At 69.1% G+C, this 20817-nt stretch carries 18 protein-coding genes and 1 pseudogene; 6 read left to right on the plus strand and 13 right to left on the minus strand.

Annotated elements, in window-relative coordinates; translation table 11 throughout:
* Positions 1-19 precede the first annotated feature (19 nt).
* A complete protein-coding gene (locus EL340_RS00125; RefSeq protein WP_126412900.1) occupies positions 20-793 on the minus strand; it encodes an exonuclease domain-containing protein in 774 nt (257 codons plus the stop codon).
* Positions 794-914: 121 nt separating this feature from the next.
* Between EL340_RS00125 and EL340_RS00130 the strand changes: the two genes are divergently transcribed.
* From EL340_RS00130 to EL340_RS00140, 3 genes are all read left to right on the plus strand, one after another.
* On the plus strand, positions 915-2039 hold the full coding sequence (locus tag EL340_RS00130) for a GuaB3 family IMP dehydrogenase-related protein (RefSeq protein ID WP_126412901.1): 1125 nt from the start codon (positions 915-917) through the stop codon (positions 2037-2039).
* Positions 2040-2207: 168 nt separating this feature from the next.
* Positions 2208-2474 carry an HPr family phosphocarrier protein gene (locus EL340_RS00135; protein ID WP_009233328.1) on the plus strand — a complete coding sequence of 89 codons (267 nt, stop codon included), beginning with the start codon at positions 2208-2210 and terminating at the stop codon, positions 2472-2474.
* 101 nt (positions 2475-2575) lie between these two features.
* On the plus strand, positions 2576-3469 hold the full coding sequence (locus EL340_RS00140) for a GRP family sugar transporter (RefSeq protein ID WP_126412902.1): 894 nt from the start codon (positions 2576-2578) through the stop codon (positions 3467-3469).
* A gap of 136 nt (positions 3470-3605) precedes the next feature.
* Here EL340_RS00140 and EL340_RS00145 read toward each other — a convergent pair whose 3' ends face one another.
* Positions 3606-3836: a hypothetical protein gene (locus tag EL340_RS00145; protein ID WP_126412903.1), complete on the minus strand. Its 231-nt coding sequence runs from the start codon at positions 3834-3836 to the stop codon at positions 3606-3608.
* A gap of 30 nt (positions 3837-3866) precedes the next feature.
* Positions 3867-5585, minus strand: a complete 1719-nt coding sequence (locus tag EL340_RS00150; protein WP_126412904.1) for a sodium:solute symporter family protein — start codon at positions 5583-5585, stop codon at positions 3867-3869.
* Positions 5586-5719: 134 nt separating this feature from the next.
* On the opposite strand from EL340_RS00150, the gene EL340_RS00155 reads away from it, so the two are divergent.
* Entirely contained in the window at positions 5720-6328 is a 609-nt protein-coding gene (locus tag EL340_RS00155; protein WP_126412905.1) for a ribonuclease H family protein, read from the plus strand.
* 109 nt (positions 6329-6437) lie between these two features.
* Entirely contained in the window at positions 6438-6944 is a 507-nt protein-coding gene (locus EL340_RS00160) for a GtrA family protein (RefSeq protein WP_126412906.1), read from the plus strand.
* A 116-nt stretch (positions 6945-7060) separates the two neighbouring features.
* Here the strand turns inward: EL340_RS00160 and EL340_RS00165 are convergent.
* From EL340_RS00165 to EL340_RS00210, 10 genes and pseudogenes are all read right to left on the minus strand, one after another.
* Positions 7061-7611, minus strand: a pseudogene (locus EL340_RS00165) (response regulator transcription factor).
* On the minus strand, positions 7608-8966 hold the full coding sequence (locus tag EL340_RS00170) for a sensor histidine kinase (RefSeq protein ID WP_408608589.1): 1359 nt from the start codon (positions 8964-8966) through the stop codon (positions 7608-7610). Before EL340_RS00170 ends, EL340_RS00165 begins: the two are co-directional and overlap by 4 nt.
* Entirely contained in the window at positions 8872-10173 is a 1302-nt protein-coding gene (locus EL340_RS15865) for an ABC transporter ATP-binding protein (RefSeq protein ID WP_126412908.1), read from the minus strand. The genes EL340_RS00170 and EL340_RS15865 overlap by 95 nt, the downstream gene beginning before the upstream one ends.
* 171 nt (positions 10174-10344) lie before the next feature.
* Positions 10345-11529 (minus strand): acetate/propionate family kinase, encoded by a 1185-nt coding sequence (locus tag EL340_RS00180; protein ID WP_126412909.1) that lies wholly within the window; start codon positions 11527-11529, stop codon positions 10345-10347.
* A 158-nt stretch (positions 11530-11687) separates the two neighbouring features.
* Complete coding sequence (pta, locus tag EL340_RS00185; RefSeq protein ID WP_126412910.1) at positions 11688-13742, minus strand: phosphate acetyltransferase; 2055 nt, start codon at positions 13740-13742, stop codon at positions 11688-11690.
* A gap of 174 nt (positions 13743-13916) precedes the next feature.
* Positions 13917-14951 (minus strand): PepSY domain-containing protein, encoded by a 1035-nt coding sequence (locus EL340_RS00190; protein WP_126412911.1) that lies wholly within the window; start codon positions 14949-14951, stop codon positions 13917-13919.
* Between the two features lie 19 nt (positions 14952-14970).
* Positions 14971-15462, minus strand: a complete 492-nt coding sequence (locus tag EL340_RS00195; RefSeq protein ID WP_126412912.1) for a hypothetical protein — start codon at positions 15460-15462, stop codon at positions 14971-14973.
* 165 nt (positions 15463-15627) lie between these two features.
* On the minus strand, positions 15628-16419 hold the full coding sequence (locus EL340_RS00200; RefSeq protein ID WP_126412913.1) for a sulfite exporter TauE/SafE family protein: 792 nt from the start codon (positions 16417-16419) through the stop codon (positions 15628-15630).
* A 206-nt stretch (positions 16420-16625) separates the two neighbouring features.
* Positions 16626-17624, minus strand: a complete 999-nt coding sequence (locus EL340_RS00205; RefSeq protein WP_126412914.1) for a sugar phosphate isomerase/epimerase family protein — start codon at positions 17622-17624, stop codon at positions 16626-16628.
* Between the two features lie 101 nt (positions 17625-17725).
* Positions 17726-18943 (minus strand): Gfo/Idh/MocA family protein, encoded by a 1218-nt coding sequence (locus EL340_RS00210; RefSeq protein ID WP_126412915.1) that lies wholly within the window; start codon positions 18941-18943, stop codon positions 17726-17728.
* Between the two features lie 452 nt (positions 18944-19395).
* On the opposite strand from EL340_RS00210, the gene nox reads away from it, so the two are divergent.
* Positions 19396-20766, plus strand: coding sequence for a H2O-forming NADH oxidase (nox, locus tag EL340_RS00215; RefSeq protein ID WP_126412916.1), 1371 nt, complete (start codon positions 19396-19398; stop codon positions 20764-20766).
* The last annotated feature ends 51 nt before the right edge of the window (positions 20767-20817 follow it).

The following is a 20817-nucleotide window of genomic DNA, read 5'->3' on the forward strand; positions in this document are numbered from 1 at the left end:
GGCCTTCCCCGCCCAGGACTCAGTCGACGGGGGAGTCCGGCAGGGGCCAGGCGGTCTGGGCCGGGGCCCGCGAGGGGTTCCTGCGAGCCAGCCACTCGTTGAAGGACTCCGCCCAGACGCGGTGGGTCCGGGCCTGGAAGGCAACGAGCTCCTCCGCGCTGAGCTCCGAGACCCGCGGGTGAGCCGTGGCCAGCGCCTCGAGCACATCGAGCGTGGCGGCCACGTCCACCTCCGCGGTGTGCAGGGCCGCATCAACCTGCACGCCGTAGACCTCGCAGAGATCGCCCAGGCGGCGCTTGCCTCTGCGGTAGCGGTCTACGGCCCGGTCCAGGACCAGGGGATCGGCGATGGGCCCCAGGTCGCGCCCCAGGCGCGAGCGCATCGTGGGCAGACCGTGACGGGCGAGCTCGACCTCCATGAGCGTCAGGTCGTAGGAGGCGTTGAAGGCGACCACCGGAGACCCGGCCGCCATCGCCGCCACCAGGTGGTCACTCACCTCTGCCAGCACCTCGGTCACCGGCCGCCCCTCTGCCCGGGCCCGCTCGGTGGTCACGCCGTGGACCGCGGAGGCGGCCTCGGGAATCTCGACACCGGGATCTGCGAGCCACGTGGTCACCGACTGCCGCCGTCCTCCGTCGGCCTGACGCTCCGAGCGCCAGACGAGTGCCGCCGTGACGATGCGGTCCCGGGAGGGATCCACGCCGGTGGTCTCGGTATCGAAACCGAGTAGGGGGCCGAAGGGCCAGGCGGGGGAGGCGGCGTCGGACACGGAGGAGGAGTGCGGGGTGCTCATGAGTCCAGCATGCCACCGGGGTACGACACCTATGGTGACTGCCTGCGCGTTCCGTCCAGGGCATCGTCCAGAGTGCCAGTCGGTCCGGTAGATACTCGGGCGAGGACACTAGGATCGAACCATGAGCACAGAGGTCGAGATCGGACGCTCCAAGCGCGCCCTGCGCGCCTACTCCTTCGACGACATCGCCCTGGTGCCGGCCCGTCGCACCCGTGACACCTCCGAGGTGCGGGTGGGCTGGCAGATCGACGCCTACCACGTGGACCTGCCGGTCATGGCCTCGCCCATGGACTCGGTCATGAGTCCCGAGACCGCCATCATGGTGGGCCGTCTGGGCGGCATCGGCGTGCTGGACCTGGAGGGACTGTGGACCCGCTACGAGGACCCCGCTGAGGCCCTCGAACGCATCCGCCGGGCCGACCCGTCCCAGGCCACCAGCGTCCTGCAGGAGGTCTACCGGGCCCCCGTCCGACCTGAGCTCATCACTGAGCGACTGACTCAGATCCGGGCCTCTGGCGTCGTCGTCGCCGGGCGGCTCAGTCCCGCCCAGACCCAGCGGCACTGGCGCACCGTCGTCGAGGCGGGTGTGGACCTCCTGGTCATCCGCGGCTCCTTCGTGTCGGCCGAGCACGTCTCCGGTGCCGTCGAGCCCCTCAACCTCAAGCGCTTCATCTACGAGCTCGACGTGCCCGTCGTCGTCGGCGGGGTGACCACCTACACCGCCGCCCTCCACCTCATGCGCACCGGCGCGGCCGGGGTCCTCGTGGGGCAGGGCGGCGGCGCCTCCTCCTCGGTGCGCCAGGTCCTGGGGCTGCACATGCCCATGGCCACCGCCGTGGCCGACGTCGCCGGAGCCCGGCGCGACTACCTCGACGAGTCCGGAGGTCGCTACGTCCACGTCATCGCCGACGGCTCGGTGGGCAACTCCGGGGACGTCGTCAAGGCCATCGCCTGCGGTGCCGACGCCGTCATGCTCGGTGCCGCGCTCGCCCGTGCCGAGGAGGCGCCCGGCGGCGGCTACCACTGGGGCGCCGAGGCCCGCCACGAGCGCCTGCCGCGGGGCTTCCGCAGCCACGTGGGCACGGTCGGCACCATGGCCGAGATCCTCAACGGCCCCTCCGACCGTGCCGACGGCACCCTCAACATCATGGGCGCTCTGCGCCGCACGCTGGCCACCACCGGTTACGCCGACGTCAAGGAGCTCCAGCGCGTGGAGATCGTCCTGGCCCCCTACGCCGGCTCCTGAGTGAGCCCCGCCACGCCCAACAGCCTTTTTGAAGGTCGGAACAGTGCAACTGAGCCGTGATCTCGGGTAGTCTCAGCCGGGACGGCAGCCGTCGCGCTGCTGAAACCGGCGCGGGGGCATGATCCGGTTCCAGCACCGCTAGCCCCCACATGTCACAAGGAGCTTCACATGGCCCAGGTCACCGCCACCATCGCTTCCAAGGTCGGTCTGCACGCCCGTCCCGCCGCCACCTTCGTCAAGGCCGTCGCCGAGAAGGGCGTCCCGGTCACTATCGCCAAGGAGGGCGGCGCTGCGGTTGACGCCTCCTCCATCCTCGGTGTGATGACCCTGGGTGCCGGCTTCGGCGACGTTGTCACCCTGGCCTCCGACGCCGACGGCGCCGACGCCGCTCTCGAGGAGCTCAAGGCCCTCCTGGAGACCGACCTGGACGCCTGATAACAGCCACGGCCAACGGGGCGCGCTCCACTGGGGCGCGCCCCGTTGCTCGTGCGCGGGCGCTCGGAAGCCCCCGTCACGGATAGTGCCTCACCCTCACCATGGACATCGCCGTCGCCCTCGTGCCCTCCCTGCTGTTCGGGGCACTCTCCCTCCTGCTCGGGGCCTTCCCCACCGACACCCGCCGACAGAACACCGCGGTCATGGTGGGGGCGGGAGCCGTCTCGCTCATGTGCTCAGCCCTGCTCGCAGTGCCCTGGTCCCCACGCGCCACCGTGTGGGGCGCGGTCTGCGGGCTCATGTGGACCGGTGGCCAGGTCTTCGTCCTGCGGGCCTTCCGCGCCTGGGGCGTCAGTCGCACCATGCCGTTGACCACCGCCCTTCAGCTCCTGCTCAACGCCACCCTGGGGGTGAGCCTCTTCGGTGAGTGGCGCGCCCCCGGCGCCCTGCCCCTGGGGACGGTTGCGCTCGCGCTCATCATGGCGGGGGCAGCCGCCTGCTCCTGGCAGGAGCGCACCGGCCCCGGCCCCACGAGTGCGCAGCGGCGTGACGGGCTGCTGGCCACCGCTGCCTCCGCCGTCCTCTACGGCTCCTACCCCTCGCTGCTGCGCGCCGCCCATGTGCCCTCGGCCCACGCCGTGGGCCCCATGGGCCTGGGGCTGCTGGCCGGCGCAGTCCTGTGCGCCCTCGTCCTGCCTCGGAGATCGCCCCTGCGCGGCCCGCGGATCGCCCCGGCGGTGCTCGCCGGGGGATTGTGGGCGATCGGCAACGCCCTCATGCTGCGCTCGACGGCGGCCGTGGGCGTGGCATCCGGCTTCACTCTCTCCCAGCTCGGCTTCGTCCTGGCCACCGTTGGAGGCCTGACCGTTCTAGGGGAGAAGCGCACCGGCCGGGAGCAGGCGGTGGTAGCCGCAGGAGTCGTGGCGGCCGTCGTCGGTCTGGTTCTCATGGGACTGGCAACTAGCATGGACTCAGGGCCGTCCTCATCCGGCTAGGTCGATTGTGGCCGCCGGTCGGGGCGTCGAGGACGTACTTCTCTGGCCGGGACTGGGCTTGCTCGCAGATGACAGGAGCTGACCTCAGTCATCTGCGAGCAAGCCCAGTTGCCGTCTCGATGGCGACCCCGCGGACTCAGTCCTGCTGGCCGCCGGAGGGGTTCGGCCTGATCCACCACCACAGGCCCATGCCCGCGGCGATGACGAGCAGGCCCAGGCCCGCCCACAGGTTGGCGTTGATCCCGCCGGTCTTGTCCATCTCCTCAGTGCTGTTGAACAGGAACGAGCACACCACCAGGTAGAGGCCGATGAGGCCCAGCGCTCCGGTAATGACCGCCCGGATGTCGGTGAGTGAACGATTGCTCATGAGTATTCTCCTTCGTGTATCCGGGTGGGGCTAGTGGAAGATGCTGTTGAGCGTGATCACCATGAGACCGGCGATGATCCCCAGCGGGATCGGACGGCGGTACCAGGGCAACTCGTGCAGGTGCGGGTCGGTGCGCTCGCTCCTGGGCGTCAGGGCGTAGACGAAGCCCTTGAGCTCGGAGTCGGGCTTGGGGTGGGTGACCATGGAGACCAGCACCGTGATGACGACGTCGACCGTGAAGGCCACGCCCGCCGCCAGGAAGGCACCGCCCTGTCCCGGCATGACCAGGCGCTCGGTCCAGATGAGGAGGTTGACCCCCAGGGCGCCCAGCGTTCCACTGACCAGTCCGATCCAACCGGCCTGAGGCGTGGCCCGCTTCCAGAACATACCGATGATGAAGGTCGCGAACAGCGGCGCGTTGAACATCGAGAACAGCGTCTGGAGGTAGTCCATGAGGTTGGAGTAGCTCGAGGCGATGATCGCGGTAAGGATCGCGACGACGGAGGCCGTCAGGGTCGAGAGCCTGCCTACCTTCAGGTAGTGGGCGTCGTCGGCGTCCTTCTTGAGGTAGTGCTGGTAGATGTCCACGCCCCACACGGTGTTGAAGGCGGAGATGTTCGCGGCCATCCCGGCCATGAAGGAGGCCAGCAGGCCCGTGATCGCCAGACCCAGCAGGCCGTTGGGCAGCAGGTCGCGCATGAGGTAGAGGACCGCGTCGTTGTACTGGTAGCTCGTCTTGGCGCCGGACTTGAGCTGCTGGACCTCAGTGACCAGGACGCCGGCGACCATGCCCGGAACGATGACGAGGAAGGGCACGAACATCTTGACGAAGGTGCCGATGATCGGGGTGGACTGGGCCGAGGAGATCGAGTCCGAGGCCATCGCCCGCTGCACCTCGACGAAGTTCGTCGTCCAGTAGCCGAAGGACAGCACGAAGCCCAGGCCGAAGACCAGACCGATGACGGACAGCACATTGGAGTCGAAGCCGGAGATCGAGTTGCCGGGCCAGGAGTGCAGCTGCTGGGACGGGTCGGTGCCGGCGAGGTTGGCGGCGTCGGTGATCTTGTCGGTCAGGCCCTGCCAGCCGCCCACACGGTGCAGGCCGATGAGGGTCAGGGGCAGCAGCGCCGCCACGATGACGAAGAACTGGAGGACCTCGTTGTAGATCGCTGCGGAGAGCCCTCCCATCGTGATGTAGGAGAAGACGATGACGGCGGCGACGATGAGCCCCACCCACAGGGGCCAGCCCAGCAGCCAGTTCATGATCTTGCCCAGCAGGTACAGGTTGATGCCGGCGATGAGCAGCTGGGCCAGGGCGAAGCTGAGCGCGTTGACCAGGTGGGCGGCGGTGCCGTAGCGCTTGAGCATGAACTCGGGCACCGAGCGCACCTTGGAGCCGTAGTAGAAGGGCATCATGACCAGACCCAGGAAGATCATGGCCGGGACCGCGCCGATCCAGAAGTAGTGGAAGGTCGGCATGCCGTACTCGGCACCGTTGGCGGACATCCCCATGATCTCAACCGCACCGAGGTTCGCCGAGACAAAGGCGATACCGGTGACCCAGGCCGGCAGGGAACGGCCCGAGGTGAGGAAGCCGTCTGCCGTGGCCGCCTTGGACCGGGCGATGAGCCCGACGCCGATGACGAAGGCGAAGTAGATGGCGATAGGGATGTAGTCGTACCAGCGTGCGGCAATGAGCGTGCCGGATGACGCTGACGATGCTGACAGGGCGTGCAGCGTGGAGGACATCGGTGTACCTCTCGAGAATTTGTTTCAGTTGAGCAAGATCATTCTTGCTGACGGGCAGACTAGCACGGCGGTGATACCGGCACGGGAGGTTGGCCTGCCCGGGACTTACCGGGGTTGGTGGGTAGAGTGCGCCCATGACTCTGACTGCTGCTGCCGACGGCTCCTCCCTGGGCAACCCGGGACCGGCCGGCTGGGCCTGGTACGTGGATGACGACTGCTGGGCCGCCGGAGGCTGGGAGAGCTCGACCAACAACCGCGGCGAGCTCACCGCCGTCCTCGAGCTCCTGCGGGCCACGCAGGCCGCCGGACTCGCCGGTGAGGAGCTCCTCATCCAGTGCGACTCCCAGTACGTCATCAACTCACTGACCAAGTGGCGCCACGGCTGGAAGAGGCGCGGCTGGCGCAAGGCCGACGGCAAGCCTGTCCTCAACGCCGACCTCGTCAAGGACCTCGACGCCGCGCTCGCGGGCCGTAAGGTGCGCTTCGAGTGGGTGCGCGGCCACGTCGGCCACCCCATGAACGAGGCCGCCGACTCCCGGGCCCGCGGCGCCGCCACCGCCTACCAGCGGGGCGAGCCGGTCCCATCGGGCCCGGGGTGGCCCGGCGTGAGCACTCATGAGACCGATGGTGAGGGGACCGGCCCCTCGTCGGGGACTGACATGCGGACTGACGGCGATGTCGTCCCCGGTGCGACGGCCGCCCGTCGAGCCCGCTTGCGCGAGGCCGGTGGCACCCTGTTCTGAGAACCTGGGCTCTGGGACCCAGGACTGACCCTGGTGGCCCGCGGTCTCTCACAGGAACGGCACAGGCGCGTCAAACAGGCGGCATAAGCCTGCGGGCGAGGCTGAAGCCATGACGACGAGCCCCGCCCTCCCCACGCCGGCCACCTCCTCACCCGTGTCCCGCCCCACGGTCCTCAATCGGCTGGCCCACCTGCGCCGCCGCATCCCCACGGTCATCCTCTTCGCCACCGTGTCCTTCTCCGGTTGGACGGTCGACTACGTCCTGGCCCTCGTCCTCAACTCACTGACCGGCTCGGTCCTCTACGCCGTCGTCGGCGCCCGGATCGTCTCCTGCACCCTGGGCTTCCTGCTCAACCGGCGCCTGTTCCGGGCCGCCCCGGAGACCTTCTGGCGCTCCGCCGGCGGCTACGCGGCCGTCCAGGGCGGGGTCGCGGCGACGTCGTACGTCGGTATCTCGGTCCTCACCGGCGCCGGGGCGCCTCTGTGGCTGGCCAAGGTGCTCGTCGACTCCACGCTCTTCATCGTCAACTACCTGGCTCAGTCCCGCCTCGTCTACCGGGCCCCCGCCCCAGCCGAGCAGTCCGTCATGGCTCCGGCTCTGGCGACGGCGGCCTGAAGCCTGCGGCCTCAATGGCCCCGCCCGTGATCAATGGAGATCATGGGCGGGGCCATTGGTACTGGTCGATGGTCCTGACAGCCGGCCTCGGCTAAGACCCCGGGTGGCGAGACGGGTCAGGGCTGGGCGTCGCGCATGAGGAGGACGAGCTGGACCCGGTCACGCAGGTCCAGCTTCGTCAGGATCCGGGTGGCGTTCTTCTTGACCGAGTCCGGGGCCAGGACGAGTCGCTGAGCGATCTCCGTGTTCGTCAGCCCCTGGGACACCAGCTCGGCCACCTCGCGCTCACGCGGGCTGAGACGGTCGAGGCGCCCGCGGACAGCGCACCGAAGGCGAACTCGTCCTGGTCGCAGGTAGTCAGCACCAGGGTCCGTATCGAGGGGTAGAGCTGGGTGATGCGCGCCGTGGCGTCGATCCCGTTGAGCACCGGCATGCGCACATCCATGAGAATGACGTCGGGAAGCGGGCGGCGTTCCTGGAACCGGTCGGCGAGCTGGTCGAGCGCGTCCTGACCGTGGGCAGCCTCGGCCACGACCCTCAGGTCATCCGCCCGGTTGATGATGAGTGACAGGCCCATACGGGTCGCCTTCTGGTCATCAACGATCATCACCGTGATTGGGGCGAGCCTCTCCGGAGCCGGCGAGGAGGGGAGTGAGACGGTGGTCATGCTTCCTCCTGAAGGGGGATGTAGACCGGGATGACGGCGCTCAGCACCCAGCCGCCGGAGCCCGGAGCGATGCTGGGACCGACGTCGAACGCTCCGCCGCGCTCGCGGATCACGGAGGCCAGGTTGGCCAGTCCGTGACCGGTCGACTCCTCGGGGGAGTCCTGCGAGGCGTCGCTGCGTACGGTGACGTGTCCGTTGTCGGACACGGTGATCCGGGTGGATGAGCCGGTGTGGTCCAGGGACACCACGACGCGCGTGGCACCCTCGGCGTGCCGCATGACGTTGGTCAGGGCCTCCCGGACGACGATGTAGACGAGCTCCCCGATCGCTCGTTCCGCCACTGTGCTGCTGGGGCGCAGACCGGTCTCGGTCAGGGCCGCACTGATTCCGGTCGCCCGTACCGTGGTCAGCAGGTTCTCCAGCTGGTCCCAGCCGCGTGCGTCGGTGACGACCACTGGGTTCGAGGCGGTCACCACGCCGGAGCCGAAGTAGTCGAGGATGTCGGGTGAGGACTGCAGCGAGGCGACGGCGCTCCTCGTGTCGGCCAGGCCGTCGCGGGCCAGCGAGTTGACCAGGTCGATGGCCTCGTTGACGTCCGGGCTGCCGCCGGCGCCGTGGAGCCCCTCGGACAGGGCGATGATCGCGGTCAGGGAGTGGCCCACGGAGTCGTGGAGCTCGGCCGCCGCCCTGGCCTGGTACCGGGCGGCGTCACGCTGCACCACAAGCTGCTGCTCGGCCCTCTGGGAGGCGAGCTGGGCGTCCCCGTGCTCCAGGGCCTCCCGACGCGATCGGGTGATCGACGCCACGGTGACCACGGCGATGAGGAATCCTGCCTCCTGCATGAAGTCCGACAGCGGCACCCTCTCCCGCATGAGCCCCGGCAGGGGGCCGTTGAACGACGCGAGACAGGGGATGAACAGGAAGACCAGGGTGGCGCCGATGCCCAGGATCCGATCCCGAACGCTTGCGATGGCAATCAGGGTGTAGACGCTCACCAACAGCGGGATGAGGAACTCTGCGGAGTCGCTCTTGATCATCTTCACCATGAGAGCCACGTTGTTGATGATGACGACGGCCCACCGCCCCGCCGGGCTGGCCCGGTACCACTCGGCGATGCGGTCCAGGCGGGTCCTCGGGACGCGGTGGCTCGGGTCAATGCGGTCATGGGGTTGAGCGCACTCAGCGGCCGGGCCGAGAGGAGCATCGCCGTTCCCGCGACTGCCCCCAGGAGCACGGCGGTCATCGTGGCGGCGTAGGACCTCATGATGAGACCCCAGCCAGGTGACGAAGGTCAGAATGACCCACATCCCCAGTGCCACGGCAGCGAACCGCGGCAGGTAGGCGGCCAGGCCCATCGGACCGAAGCCGGCGACGAGCCCGGTGATCGCAGTGGTCAGGACGAGGATCGCGGTGGTGGCGACCGCGACCTGCAGCCCATGGAGCAGCTTGCCCGCGATCACGGTCGCCTCCAGACGGCTGGCCCTCATCTGCTGCCAGCTGCGCCGCGAAGCCGCCCAGAGCCAGCGGTAAGCCACATGGAGAGCAGCAGCGTGGAATGAGGCCAGAGGGCATCCCAGGTGATGCCCTGGGCCGGGAGGTCGGCCTGATAGGTCCGGTACTGCAGGTAGCCGGACAGGGACGACAGGGTGCACAGAACGGTAACGGCTGCCCAGTACCACCAGTTGGGAGCCTTGCGGTTCTCCCAGTACCAGGCGGTGCGCACCGCCCCCGGCGCACCTCATGGGCGATTCCGAGGAAGGTCAGAAGCGTGGAGACGGCTGTGGGCGCGGAGACGGTCATCTCGATGACGCCGTCGCTGTCCAGCCCGGACAGGGGGCCCTGGTAGCGCAGGCCCCCGGCACTGATGATGCCCACGGTGTCGGCGATCTGCTCGATCTCCGAGAGAACCTGGGAGGAGACGATGATCGTCCTGCCCTCCTGGCGGGCCAGGGTGACGATGATCTGACGGATCTGTTCCGCTGCGGCCGGGCCGAGCCCCTTGGTGGGCTCGTCCAGCAGCATGAGGGGCGGGTCGGTCGGGAGCGCCATGGCCAGAGCGAGGCGCTGCTTCATCTCCGCCGCGTAGCGCCTGACCCGCAGGTTCTCCTGTCCGGTCAGTCCGGCGGCAGCCAGGGCGTGCTCGACGCGTCTGCTCGGCAGGCCCAGGTGGGAGGCCATCATGGCGAGGTTCTCCCTGCCGGTCAGGCTCGGGTAGTAGGAGGGGCCCTCAATGCGGGAGCCGATCGTTCCCGGAGGCAGGCCGTGATGGGGAGTGACCTGATGTCCCAGGGCGCTGATGCTGCCCGACGTCGGGCGGACCGCTCCCAGCAGCAGCTTGAGGACGGTGGACTTACCGGCTCCGGTGGGACCGAGGAGCCCGTAGACAGCACCGGCGGGATGAGCAACAGGGGCGGTGGCCGGGCTGCCGACCGGGTTGGTGACCGGGCTGGCGACGGGGCTGCCGGCCGCGATGTCCGGCTCAGGGAAGGAGACGGTGGGCGGTGCGGGCGTCGTGGCCGACAGGGGGGAGGTCAGCGAGGTGGTCGGGGGCGCGATGCTCATGAATCCATGCAAGCGCCTGAACTCCTATGAGCGCATCGTCGTCAGCCTATCTGTCCCCCTCGGGGGACGACAGCGGTGCCGCAGCCACTCCGAAAGGGTCGGCTGCGGCACCGCGCGGTGATGTCCCGGTGATGATCCGCTCCGGGTGGGCCGACGTCGGCCTCCGGGGACTCAGATGAGGGTGAGTGACTGGCGCGCGATGGCGAGCTCCTCGTTGGTGGGCACCACGAGCACGGTGACCCTCGAGTCCGGGGTGGAGATGACGCGCGGCTCGTCGGAGCGGACTGCGTTGAGCTCGGGGTCGATCGTCACACCCATGAAGGCGAGGCGCTCGCAGAGCTCGCGGCGCAGGTTCGCGTCGTTCTCACCGATGCCGGCGGTGAAGGTCAGCGCGTCCAGACCGCCCATGACGGCGGTGTAGGCGCCCACGTACTTCACGAGGCGGTGCAGGTAGATGTCCATGGCCTCGCGAGCCTCCTGCTCGCCGGCGTCGATGCGCTTGCGGACCTCGCGCATGTCGTTGTCGCCGGCCAGCCCCTTCATGCCCGAGCCGCGGTTGAACAGGTGGTCGATCTCCTCGATCGACATGCCGCCCACACGGGCCAGGTGGAAGACGGCGGCCGGGTCGATGTCACCGGTGCGCCCGCCCATGACCAGGCCCTCCAGCGGGGTCAGGCCCATGGAGGTGTCCACGGCGTGCCCCGCCACGACCGCCGACGCCGAGGCGCCGTTGCCCAGGTGCAGGACGATCTGCTTGAGGTCGTCGCGGCCCAGGAGCTCGGAAACCGCCCCGGAGACGAACTGGTGGCTGGTGCCGTGGGCGCCGTAGCGGCGGATGGAGTAGGTGTCGGCGACCTCGCGGTCCAGGGCGTAGCGGGCGGCCTCCTCGGGCAGGTCCTGGAAGAAGGCGGTGTCGAAGACGGCCACGTGCGGCACGTCGGACAGGAGCCGGCGTCCCACCTCAATGCCCTTGAGGTGGGCGGGGTTGTGCAGGGGACCCAGCGGCACGAGCTGCTCGATACGGGCCACGACCTCGTCATCGATAAGAGCCGGGCCGGAGAAGTAGCGCCCTCCCTGGACGACGCGGTGACCCACGGCCACGATGTGGGCGTCGGCCAGTGAGGGGCCCTGCTCCTCGAACAGGCGCAGCACCTCGGACAGGCCGTAGCCGTGGTCGGGGACCGGCTCGGTGATCTCGGTGCGCTCCTCGCCGTGCTTGTGGATGATGGCGCCGGTCTCCTCACCGATGCGCTCCACCAGGCCGGAGGCGAGCGAGGCGCCCGAGTCGGGGTCGACCAGCTGGTACTTGATGGAGGAGGAGCCGGAGTTGATAACGAGGACGGTGCGCTGAGTCACGAGGTGCCTTTCAAGAACGGTATGGGATGGACGCGGGGATGACGGACGGGGAGCCTGACGGAGATCCTGGCAGGGTCTGACTGAGTTCTCACTGAGATCCAGCGGGGTCGGGACCGGGCCGAGTGGTCGGCGGCCCCGACACCGGGTCTCACTGGGCCTCAGCCCTGGGCCTGGACGGCTGTGATGGCGACGGTGTTGATGATGTCCTCCACCAGGGCGCCGCGCGAGAGGTCGTTGACCGGCTTGTTGAGGCCCTGGAGGACCGGGCCGATGGCGATGGCGCCCGAGGAGCGCTGCACCGCCTTGTAGCCGATGTTGCCGCTGGACAGGTCCGGGAAGATGAAGACGTTGGCCCGCCCGGCCACGAGCGAGTCGGGGGCCTTCTTCGCGGCGACGGTCGGGTCGATGGCGGCGTCGTACTGGATGGGGCCCTCGACGGCGAGGTCGGGCTCCTTGGCCCGCACCAGCTCGGTGGCCTCACGGACCTTGTCGACGTCCGCTCCCTTGCCGGAGGTCCCGGTGGAGAAGGACAGCATCGCCACGCGCGGCTCGACGCCGAACTGGCGGGCGGTGGCGGCCGAGGAGATGGCGATGTCGGCCAGCTCGGCGGCGTTGGGCTCGGGGTTGACGGCGCAGTCGCCGTAGACGAGCACCCGGTCCTGCAGGAGCATGAGGAAGACCGAGGAGACGATCGAGGTTCCCGGCTTGGTCTTGATGATCTGGAAGGAGGGGACGATCGTGTGGGCGGTGGTGTGGGCCGCGCCCGAGACCATGCCGTCGGCGTCTCCCATGTGGACCATCATCGTGCCGAAGTAGGACACGTCCTGGACCTTCTCGCGGGCCTGCTCCAGGGTGACGCCCTTCTTGGCGCGCAGGCGGGCGAACTCCTCGGCGTACTTCTCCAGCAGCTCGGGGTCGCCCGTGGCGATGACCCGGGCGGCGGCGATGTCCAGGCCCAGCTCGGTGGCGCGGGCGCGCACCGTGGTCTCATCGCCCAGCAGCACCAGGTCGGCGATGCCGCGTCGCAGGATGGCGTCGGCGGCCCGCAGGACCCGGTCGTCGTCGGGCTCGGGCAGCACGATCGTCCTGCGGTTGGTGCGCGAACGATCCACCAGCTCGGCCTGGAACATGATGGGGGTGACGACCTCGGAGGGCTCGACCTCCAGGGCGGACAGCAGGGCGTCGACGTCGGCCTCCTGCTCGAAGGTGGTCACGGCGACGTCGATCTTGCGCTCGGAGCCGTGGGCGAGCAGGCCCTGGAGGGAGCCGGCCGCCGAGGCCGCGGCGAAGGTGTCCAGCGGGGAGGTGATGACCGGGATGTTGACGTCCAGGCCCTCCAGGAGGCGCAGCGCGTGGGGCGCCACCTCGAAGCCGCCGTTGAGGACGAGACCGGACAGGATCGGGAAGCTGGAGGAGGCCTGGGCCGCCATGAGTGAGATGAGCATGGCGGAGCGGTCGGCCGGCACGATGGCGAGCTGGCCCGCGGTCAGGCGCTCCAGGACGTGGGAGACGTCCATGGCGCACACGAGAACGGACTCCGCCTCGCGGTCCAGGAGGGTCTCGTCGCCGGCGATGAGCGTGCCCTCGACGGCGTCCAGCACCTCGCGCACCGCGGGCGCGGCCAGCAGCGGCACCTCGGGCAGCGTGGTGGAGGTGATGCCCTCGATGGCGGTCAGGGCGTCGGTGACGGCCTGGCGGTTGTCGGGACGGCACTTGTTGGCCACCACCGCGACGGTGCGGGCGTGGTTGTCGGCGATCTCGGCCATGGAGACCTCCACGGAGCCGACGACGTCCTCGGCGTCGTGCTGGCCGGAGACCACCAGCAGCACCGGCACACCGATGTTGGCGGCCACCCGGGCGTTGAGGGCCAGCTCGGGGTTGCCGGCGACGTCGGTGAAGTCCGAGCCGTCGATGATGACGACGTCGTGCTCACGCGCCAGGGCCCGGTAGGCGTCGACGATGCGGGCCAGGGCCTCCTCGGGGTCGGCGTGGAACTCGTCCCAGGTCGCGCCGACGCACTGCTCGGCGTGCGTGGCGGAGCCGGCGCGGTTCAGCAGGAGGCTGAGGAAGGCGTCGCCTTCGCGGCTCTCCACGAAGGGGCGGAAGACTCCGACCTTGGCAACCACCTTCGTCAGGCAGGAGACCAGTCCGAGAGCCACCGTTGACTTCCCGGTTCCGGCGTTGGGTGAGGCGATGTAGATACTGCGCGCCACGTTGGGTCCTTCTCGCGTTGTCTTGGAGTCAGGGGCGCCGGCTCATTCCGGTGCCGTACGGGTCCGATTGTGCCTCTACCTGCGGGTTGTCTGCGACCAAAGGCCCGGTCTCAATTCGTCTTGTGATGTGGGAACGGGCACATGCTCAGGGCTCGGGCTGGGGTGTGCAGAGGGCTAACCGGCCCGAGTGGTCGGCTTCCGGTCGGGGGCGGATGGGACCGTGGTCCGCCCGCTACCGGGGTCGACGCTTACCGCGACGCTGCCGCCAGGCCGCTGGTGGGCGCCCTGCGCATCCTGGGAGAGCCAGACCGCGTAGGTCGACGAGGGGTCGCCCGGCTCGGGGAGGAACAGGGCGACCGGCCTGCCCTCGCGCGCCTCCTGAGCCGCTGCGACGGCGCGGTGCGGACCAATGTCCCGGCCCTGGCCGGTGCGGGTGTGCTCGGTCGGGGCCTCGGCCACCGTGACGGAGGTGGGTGAGGACGGCCGGCTGAGGTGGATGTCGAAGGCGCTGGCGTAGTAGCCCCACAGGAACAGCAGAGGAAGGAGGACCAGCCCGGCCGCCTTGAGCAGATCGGTGTCCCTCGACAGACGCCTGCTGCGCCAGCGAGCGGACAGGGCGGTGCGCCGGTAACGCTGCAGCGGCCACCACACCCTGAGTCCGCTGACGGCGAGAACCGTCAGGACCACGCCGGACGTGACCACGATAAGGCTGCCGACGGTCAGGCCCCTGCTCTCGTCCCACCAGCGGGTATGGGGGATCTCCTGGGACACCCAGCGCACATGACCAGGGCCCTGGCAGGACAGGAGGCAGCGGTGCAGGTTGTCCAGAGCGGCGATCCAGGACGGAGCAGCGGGCACCCGGCCGATCTCGCCGCCGGTGGAGGGGTCGATCGCGTAGGTGGCTTGCCCGCTCCTGACCTCGATGACGTCGTCGACCCACGCGGCGGACACGACGGGCTCGTCGGGGTGAGCGCGCTCGATCGTCGTGATCGCCTGAGGCAGTGAGACCTGGTTGGGGCCGACGTTGTGGGAGTGCGCGCCAGGGTTCAGCGAGTGCAGGATCTCCCCCTGGTTCGGCAGGATCGTGCCGCTGACAGTGATGATCAGCAGGATGAGGGCGGCCGCTGCCGACATCCAGCGTCGCAGGAGCGCCATCGCCCGGGAAGCGCGGGTGGGAGGGGAGGGGAGTGGGGCTGCCGAGGGATTCATGGTCGAGCTGTATGAGGGGCTAGAACCCGGTGGGCGCCAGCAGGGCCGCCAGGGTACACAGGCAGGTGAGGGCCGTGATGAGGGCGTAGACGCGGCGTCCACGGCAGCGGCGCGTCCACAGTGAGTGGGCGCCGCTGAGGCTCACGGCGGCGCCGGCGACCTGGATGACCAGGGCCGTTCCGACTGCCAGGGGGCCGGCGGCGCCGACGGCGGGGGCCACGGCGTAGACCATGACGCACCTGAGCCCCGAGGCCCACAGTCCCAGCATGACGGCGTGGACGTCGCCGCTGACCAGAACGGGCGCCTCCACTACGGCCTCGAAGTCGGTGGAGGCCGTAGCGGTTTCGGAGCCCTCGGCGCCTTCGGCTCCGGTGGTGTCGAGGGAGGCGTCGGGAGAGGGGGAGGAGGGGGAAACCGGGGCAGGTGTCGGGAGTGCGCGGTCGTCAACGGCGTCGCCGGCGTTCCTGCCTGGCGAAACGTCGACATAATCAATACCGGCCGCACTCTTCATACTGATGAATACGGTAACGGTCAGGATAAATCGCGTCAATGCTCCAGCGTGAGGCGGAGATGTGATGTCAGACAGGCGGACTTGAGGGAAATACTCGCTGGTGGGGGCCTGTTTTGTAGGCCGGAGAAATAGGGGTTGTCGGCCTGTCCTCCGCCGCGGCCCGACCTAGCGCAGTAGGGGCAGTGCGGAGATGATGGTCAGCACGACGATGATCGGCTCGAAGACCCGCTGGTCCATGCGCTCGGCGAGCCGGCGGCCGACCAGGGCCGAGACGATGACGACCGGCGCGGCGACGGCGGCCAGAGACAGCGTCGCGGCGTTGACCAGGCCGGCCGAGATGGAGAAGGGCAGCTTGACGAGGTTGACCAGGAAGAAGAACCAGGCGGTCGTGCCCAGGAAGGCCTTGACCGGGTAGCGACAGGCCAGGAAGTACATGGAGGTCACCGGCCCGCCGGCATTGGCGACCATCGTGGTGAAGCCGGCCAGGCTGCCGTAGACCAGTCGGGCGAGGCGGCTGGACGCCGTCGGGGCGGTTGAGGCCGGCAGCTGTTCCTGCTCCTCGGGTGCGTCGTCGGGTCCGCTCCTGCTTGCCCGGCGTCGTTGGAGGAGGGTGATGGCGACCAGGGCCAGCAGGATGACGCCGATGAGACGTCGCGTGGAGTCGTTGGAGGCCAGGTGCAGGAACAGGGCGCCGGCCCCCACCCCCGCCAGGACCGCGGGGACGAGCCTGCGCAGCATGCGGAAGTCGGCGTCCCGGCGGTAGCTCCACACGGCGAGCAGGTCGCCGGTCATGAGCATGAGCAGGATGGCGCCGGTGGACTCCTTGGCCGGCAGTACTGCGGTGCACAGGGCCACGGCGATGGTGGCTGCCCCGGGCAGGGCGGTCTTGGCGATGCCGCACAGGGCCGCCACAACCATGAGCAGGATCCAGGCGGTTGCGGTCAAGGTGGGGAGCACGGGTCGGCCTCTCGGCGTTGAGAAGGAGCTGCGAAGGAGCTGCGGGTGGTGACGGGCGAAGCGGAAACTCAGGATTTGTCCTGACGTTTACTTAGCCTAGCGGACGCACGCCGACGGCGAGGACCGGTGGGCGGGGGGCCTCGCCGTCGGCGCGGTGAGAGGTGCGAGGGCGCGTAAGTCGTCTGCGGCGCCCGCGAGAAGTCCGCTCAGAGCCCGGCGGCGGCCTCCAGCAGGTTGCGCGCGGAGATCTGGAGCCCCTCGACGTTGCCGTACTCGGCGTCCTCGTGCTCGATGTTGACGTTCATCTCCGGGTCGACCTCGGCGATGGCGGTCAGGAACTCGGCCCAGTAGCCGGTGTCGTGGCCCAGGCCGAAGGCGACGAACCGCCAGGCCGGGTCCTCGGGCCAGGCGTTGCACCAGTAGCCGTAGGCCACCGGGACCTTGCCCTCGGCCTCAGCGGGCACGTGAGCGAAGTCGGTGTCCAGGACCCCGCGGTAGGCGGCACCGGGGAGGACCCTCGTGTCCTTGGCATGGACGTGCCCCACGAGGGAGCCCAGGCGCCTGGTGGCCGCGATCGGGTCCATCTGCTGCCAGAACAGGTGGGAGGGATCCATGTTGACCTTGATGTGGGTCGCCCCGGTCTCCTCGATGAGCCGCTCGAAGGAGGGAACGTTGAAGACCAGGTTGCGCGGGTGCAGCTCCAGGCAGACCTGGACGCCGTTGTCACGGGCCAGGGCGTCGATCTCCTTGAAGAAGGGCACGACGACGCTCCACTGGTAGTCCAGGATCTCCATGTCAATCCCGTTCCACGGGTTGACGACCCAGGTGGGGTACTTCGCACTCGGATCGGTGCCCGGGGTTCCGGACATGGTGACGATCTCGCCCACACCCAGCAGGCCGGCCAGGCGGATGGCGTTGCGAATGTCCTCAGCGTGCTTGAGCCCCTCGTTGGGCAGCGGCGAGGTGGGGTTGCCCGAGGTGTTGAGGCCGGACAGCCGCATTCCCTTGTCCTTGAACAGGCCCAGGTACTCGTCGCGGGCGGTGGATGAGGACAGCAGGGCGTCAACGGGGCAGTGCGGAGAGGGGATGAATCCTCCGACGTTGACCTCCGCCCCGGTCAGGCCCGCGTCCTTGAGGACGTCGAGGGCCTCGGACAGGGAGCGGTCCTGGAGGCAGGCGGTGTAGGCGCCGTAGGTCAGTGGCATGAGTGGTCTCCTTGGGTGTCTGGGTGTGTCTGTGTGTCTGTTCTTGGCGTGGCTACCTGCCATCTATCGGGATGGCCGGCGGCTCGGGTGGCGCGGGGGCCTCACAGGCTCGCGAGCTCGGGCAGGTCCGCGACGTCGACGGCGGCGCCCCCGGCGGCTGCCGAGCGGGCCACGGCGTCGGCCAGAAGCATCTCCCGGTAGCCGTCGGCGAAGCTGGCGCAGCGGGGCAGGGCACCCTGCTCGAGGGTGAGGCAGGCGACCTGCTGGAGGAAGGCGTGGGCCTGGTAGGTGAACTGCTCGATCTGGGTCAGTCCGACCCCGCCGAAGGCCATGGAGGAGCCCCGCGCGAAGTAGGGGAAGTCGGGATTGACCAGGACGCGGCGGGCTCCGCCCAGGCCGGCGGGGGAGTTGACGTCGTCGATCTTGATCTCGCCGCAGCGGGCCAGGTCCCAGGAGACGCGGCCCTTGGTGCCCAGCACGTCGACCATGAGGGAGTTGGGCAGCCCCCAGGCCACGCGTGAGCAGGAGAAGGTGCCCACGGCGCCGTTGGCGAAGTGCGCGGTGAAGGTGGCGACGTCGTCGTTCTCCACCGGCTCGTAGGTGGCGTTCTCCGTGTCCAGGGCGGTGCCGCGGGTGACGTGGCCGGTGGCCACGGGGCGCTCCTTGATGGAGGTCATCATGGCGGCGCCCGAGACCGAGACGATGGGACCGCAGATGACCTCGGCGGTGTCGATGAGGTGGCTGCCGACGTCGCCCAGCGCGCCCGAGCCCATGGGGCCCTTGTAGCGCCAGGCCATAGGGGTGGCCGGGTCGACGCCGTAGTCGCACCAGTAACGGCCGTCGAAGTGGTTGATCTCGCCCAGGTGGCCCTCGGCGACGAGCTTGGCGAGCTCGGCCACAGCGGCGTTGCGGCGGTAGGTGAAGCCGACGGCGGTGACGACACCGGCCTCCTTCTCCGCCTGGGCCATGGCGCGGGCGGACTCGAGCGTGTCCGCCAGGGGCTTCTCGCACAGGACGTGCTTGCCGGCCCTGATGAGGACCTCGGCGATCTCGCGGTGCAGGGCGTTGCCCACCACGATGGAGACGATGTCGATCTCCGGGTCCTCGGCCACGACGCGCCAGTCGTCCACGGCGCGCTCGTAGCCGTAGCGCTGGGCGGCGTCCTCGGCGAAGGGGAGGTGGGCGTCGGCGATGGTGTGCAGGCGGACCGGTGGCAGGCCCAGGTCGAAGACGGTTCCAACCTGGCGCCAGGCGTTGGCGTGGGTGGTGCCGGCCATACCGGCACCGATGACGGCGACTGACAGGGGGGTGGTGCTCATGGTTGCCTCAGGTGTCCTCATTGACGAGCGGGTGACTTGCGGAGTCATGCGTGGAGTTGTGCGTGAGCGGTGCGTTGGCACGAATTCACGCGCGTGAACTCACGGTTCCAGTGTGGTGTCCGGCGATGGCGGTGTCAACCGGTTCTGAGAACTTCGTCACGACAAAGGCGGACGGTCGGTGAGATGAGTGGAGGGTGTGGGACTGTGGTCCCCGAGTGGGTGCGCGGCGGTGTGCCGAACAGGGCGAGCCGAACAGAGTGGGGACGGCTGGTGCGAAGGCGTGTCTGAGACATCCTCAAGACGGTGGGAGCCAATGGGGACTTGTGTCCTATGTCTTCATGGGCGTTTCGCCGTTATTAACCTGTGATCTATGTGGGATCGATATAAGCCGGAGCTGGTGAGGACTACTGAACCGGTGGCTCCCCTCGCTCCCCGACGCAAGGACCCTGACCATGAGCAAGATCGTCGTCATCGGCGCCAACCACGCCGGCACCGCCTGTGTCAACACCATTCTGGGCAGCTACGGGGCGGACAGCGAGGTCGTGGTCTTCGACCAGAACTCGAACATCTCCTTCCTCGGCTGCGGCATCGCCCTGTGGGTCGGTCAGCAGATCGCCGGGTCGGAGGGCCTGTTCTACTCCGACAAGGCTCAGCTCGAGGCCGCTGGCGCCACCGTCCACATGAACACCGTCGTCGAGTCCGTCGACTTCGACGCCAAGGAGGTCCACGTCGTCGCCGACGGCGTGGCCCGTACCGAGAGCTACGACAAGCTCATCCTGGCTACCGGCTCCTCCCCGATCGTCCCGCCGGTCGCGGGCATCGAGCTGGTCGAGGGGACCCGGGAGTTCCAGGCCACCCTGGACAACGTCCAGTTCATCAAGCTCTACCAGAATGCCGCCGAGGTGGTGGACAAGCTCCAGGACGAGTCGATCAGGCGCATCGCCGTCATCGGTGCGGGGTACATCGGCGTCGAGCTCGCCGAGGCCTTCGAGCGCCTGGGCCGCGAGGTCACGCTCGTCGACGTCGCCGAGGTGCCCCTGGAGGGCTACTACGACCCCGACTTCGGTGAGCGCATGAGCCGGACCCTCACCGATCACGGCATCCATCTGGCCCTGGGGCAGAAGGTGGTCGCCGTTGAGGGGAACGGTCGCGTCGAGCGCCTGGTGACCGACAAGGAGGGCTTCGACGTCGACATGGTCGTCGCCTCCGTGGGCTTCCGCCCCAACAACGAGCTGGGGCGCGGCGAGCTCGAGCTCTTCGACAACGGCGCCTACCTCGTCGACCTCCACCAGCGCACCAGCCGTGAGGACGTCTACGCCATCGGTGACTGCGCCACCGTCCACGACAACGCCGCCGACGCCCCGAACTACATCGCCCTGGCCACCAACGCCGTGCGCTCGGGCGTGGTGGCCGCTCACAACGCCTGCGGCACCGCGATCGAGTCCGCCGGCGTCCAGGGCTCCAACGGTGTGTGCGTCTACGACCTCAAGATGGTCTCCACCGGGCTGACCTCGGCCAGGGCCCGTGAGCTCGGCTACGACCCGGTGGTCACCGAGTTCACCGACCTCCAGCGGCCCGAGTTCATGCGGACCCCGAACCACCTGGTGAGCATCAAGATCATCTTCGACCGCACCAGCCGCGTCATCCTGGGCTGTCAGATCGCCTCCCAGGAGGACATCTCGATGATGATCCACGTCTTCTCCCTGGCCATCCAGGAGAAGCTGACCATCGACAAGCTCGCCCTGCTGGACATCTTCTTCCTGCCCCACTTCAACAAGCCCTACAACTACGTCACCATGGCGGCGCTGACGGCGCCGCAGTGACCCCCTCCGACCCTCTCAGGCCCTCTCGGTCTGAGCCGGCTGCGTGATCTC

The sequence above is a fragment of the Actinomyces viscosus genome, assembly GCF_900637975.1.
GTDB classification, from domain to species: Bacteria; Actinomycetota; Actinomycetes; order Actinomycetales; family Actinomycetaceae; genus Actinomyces; species Actinomyces viscosus.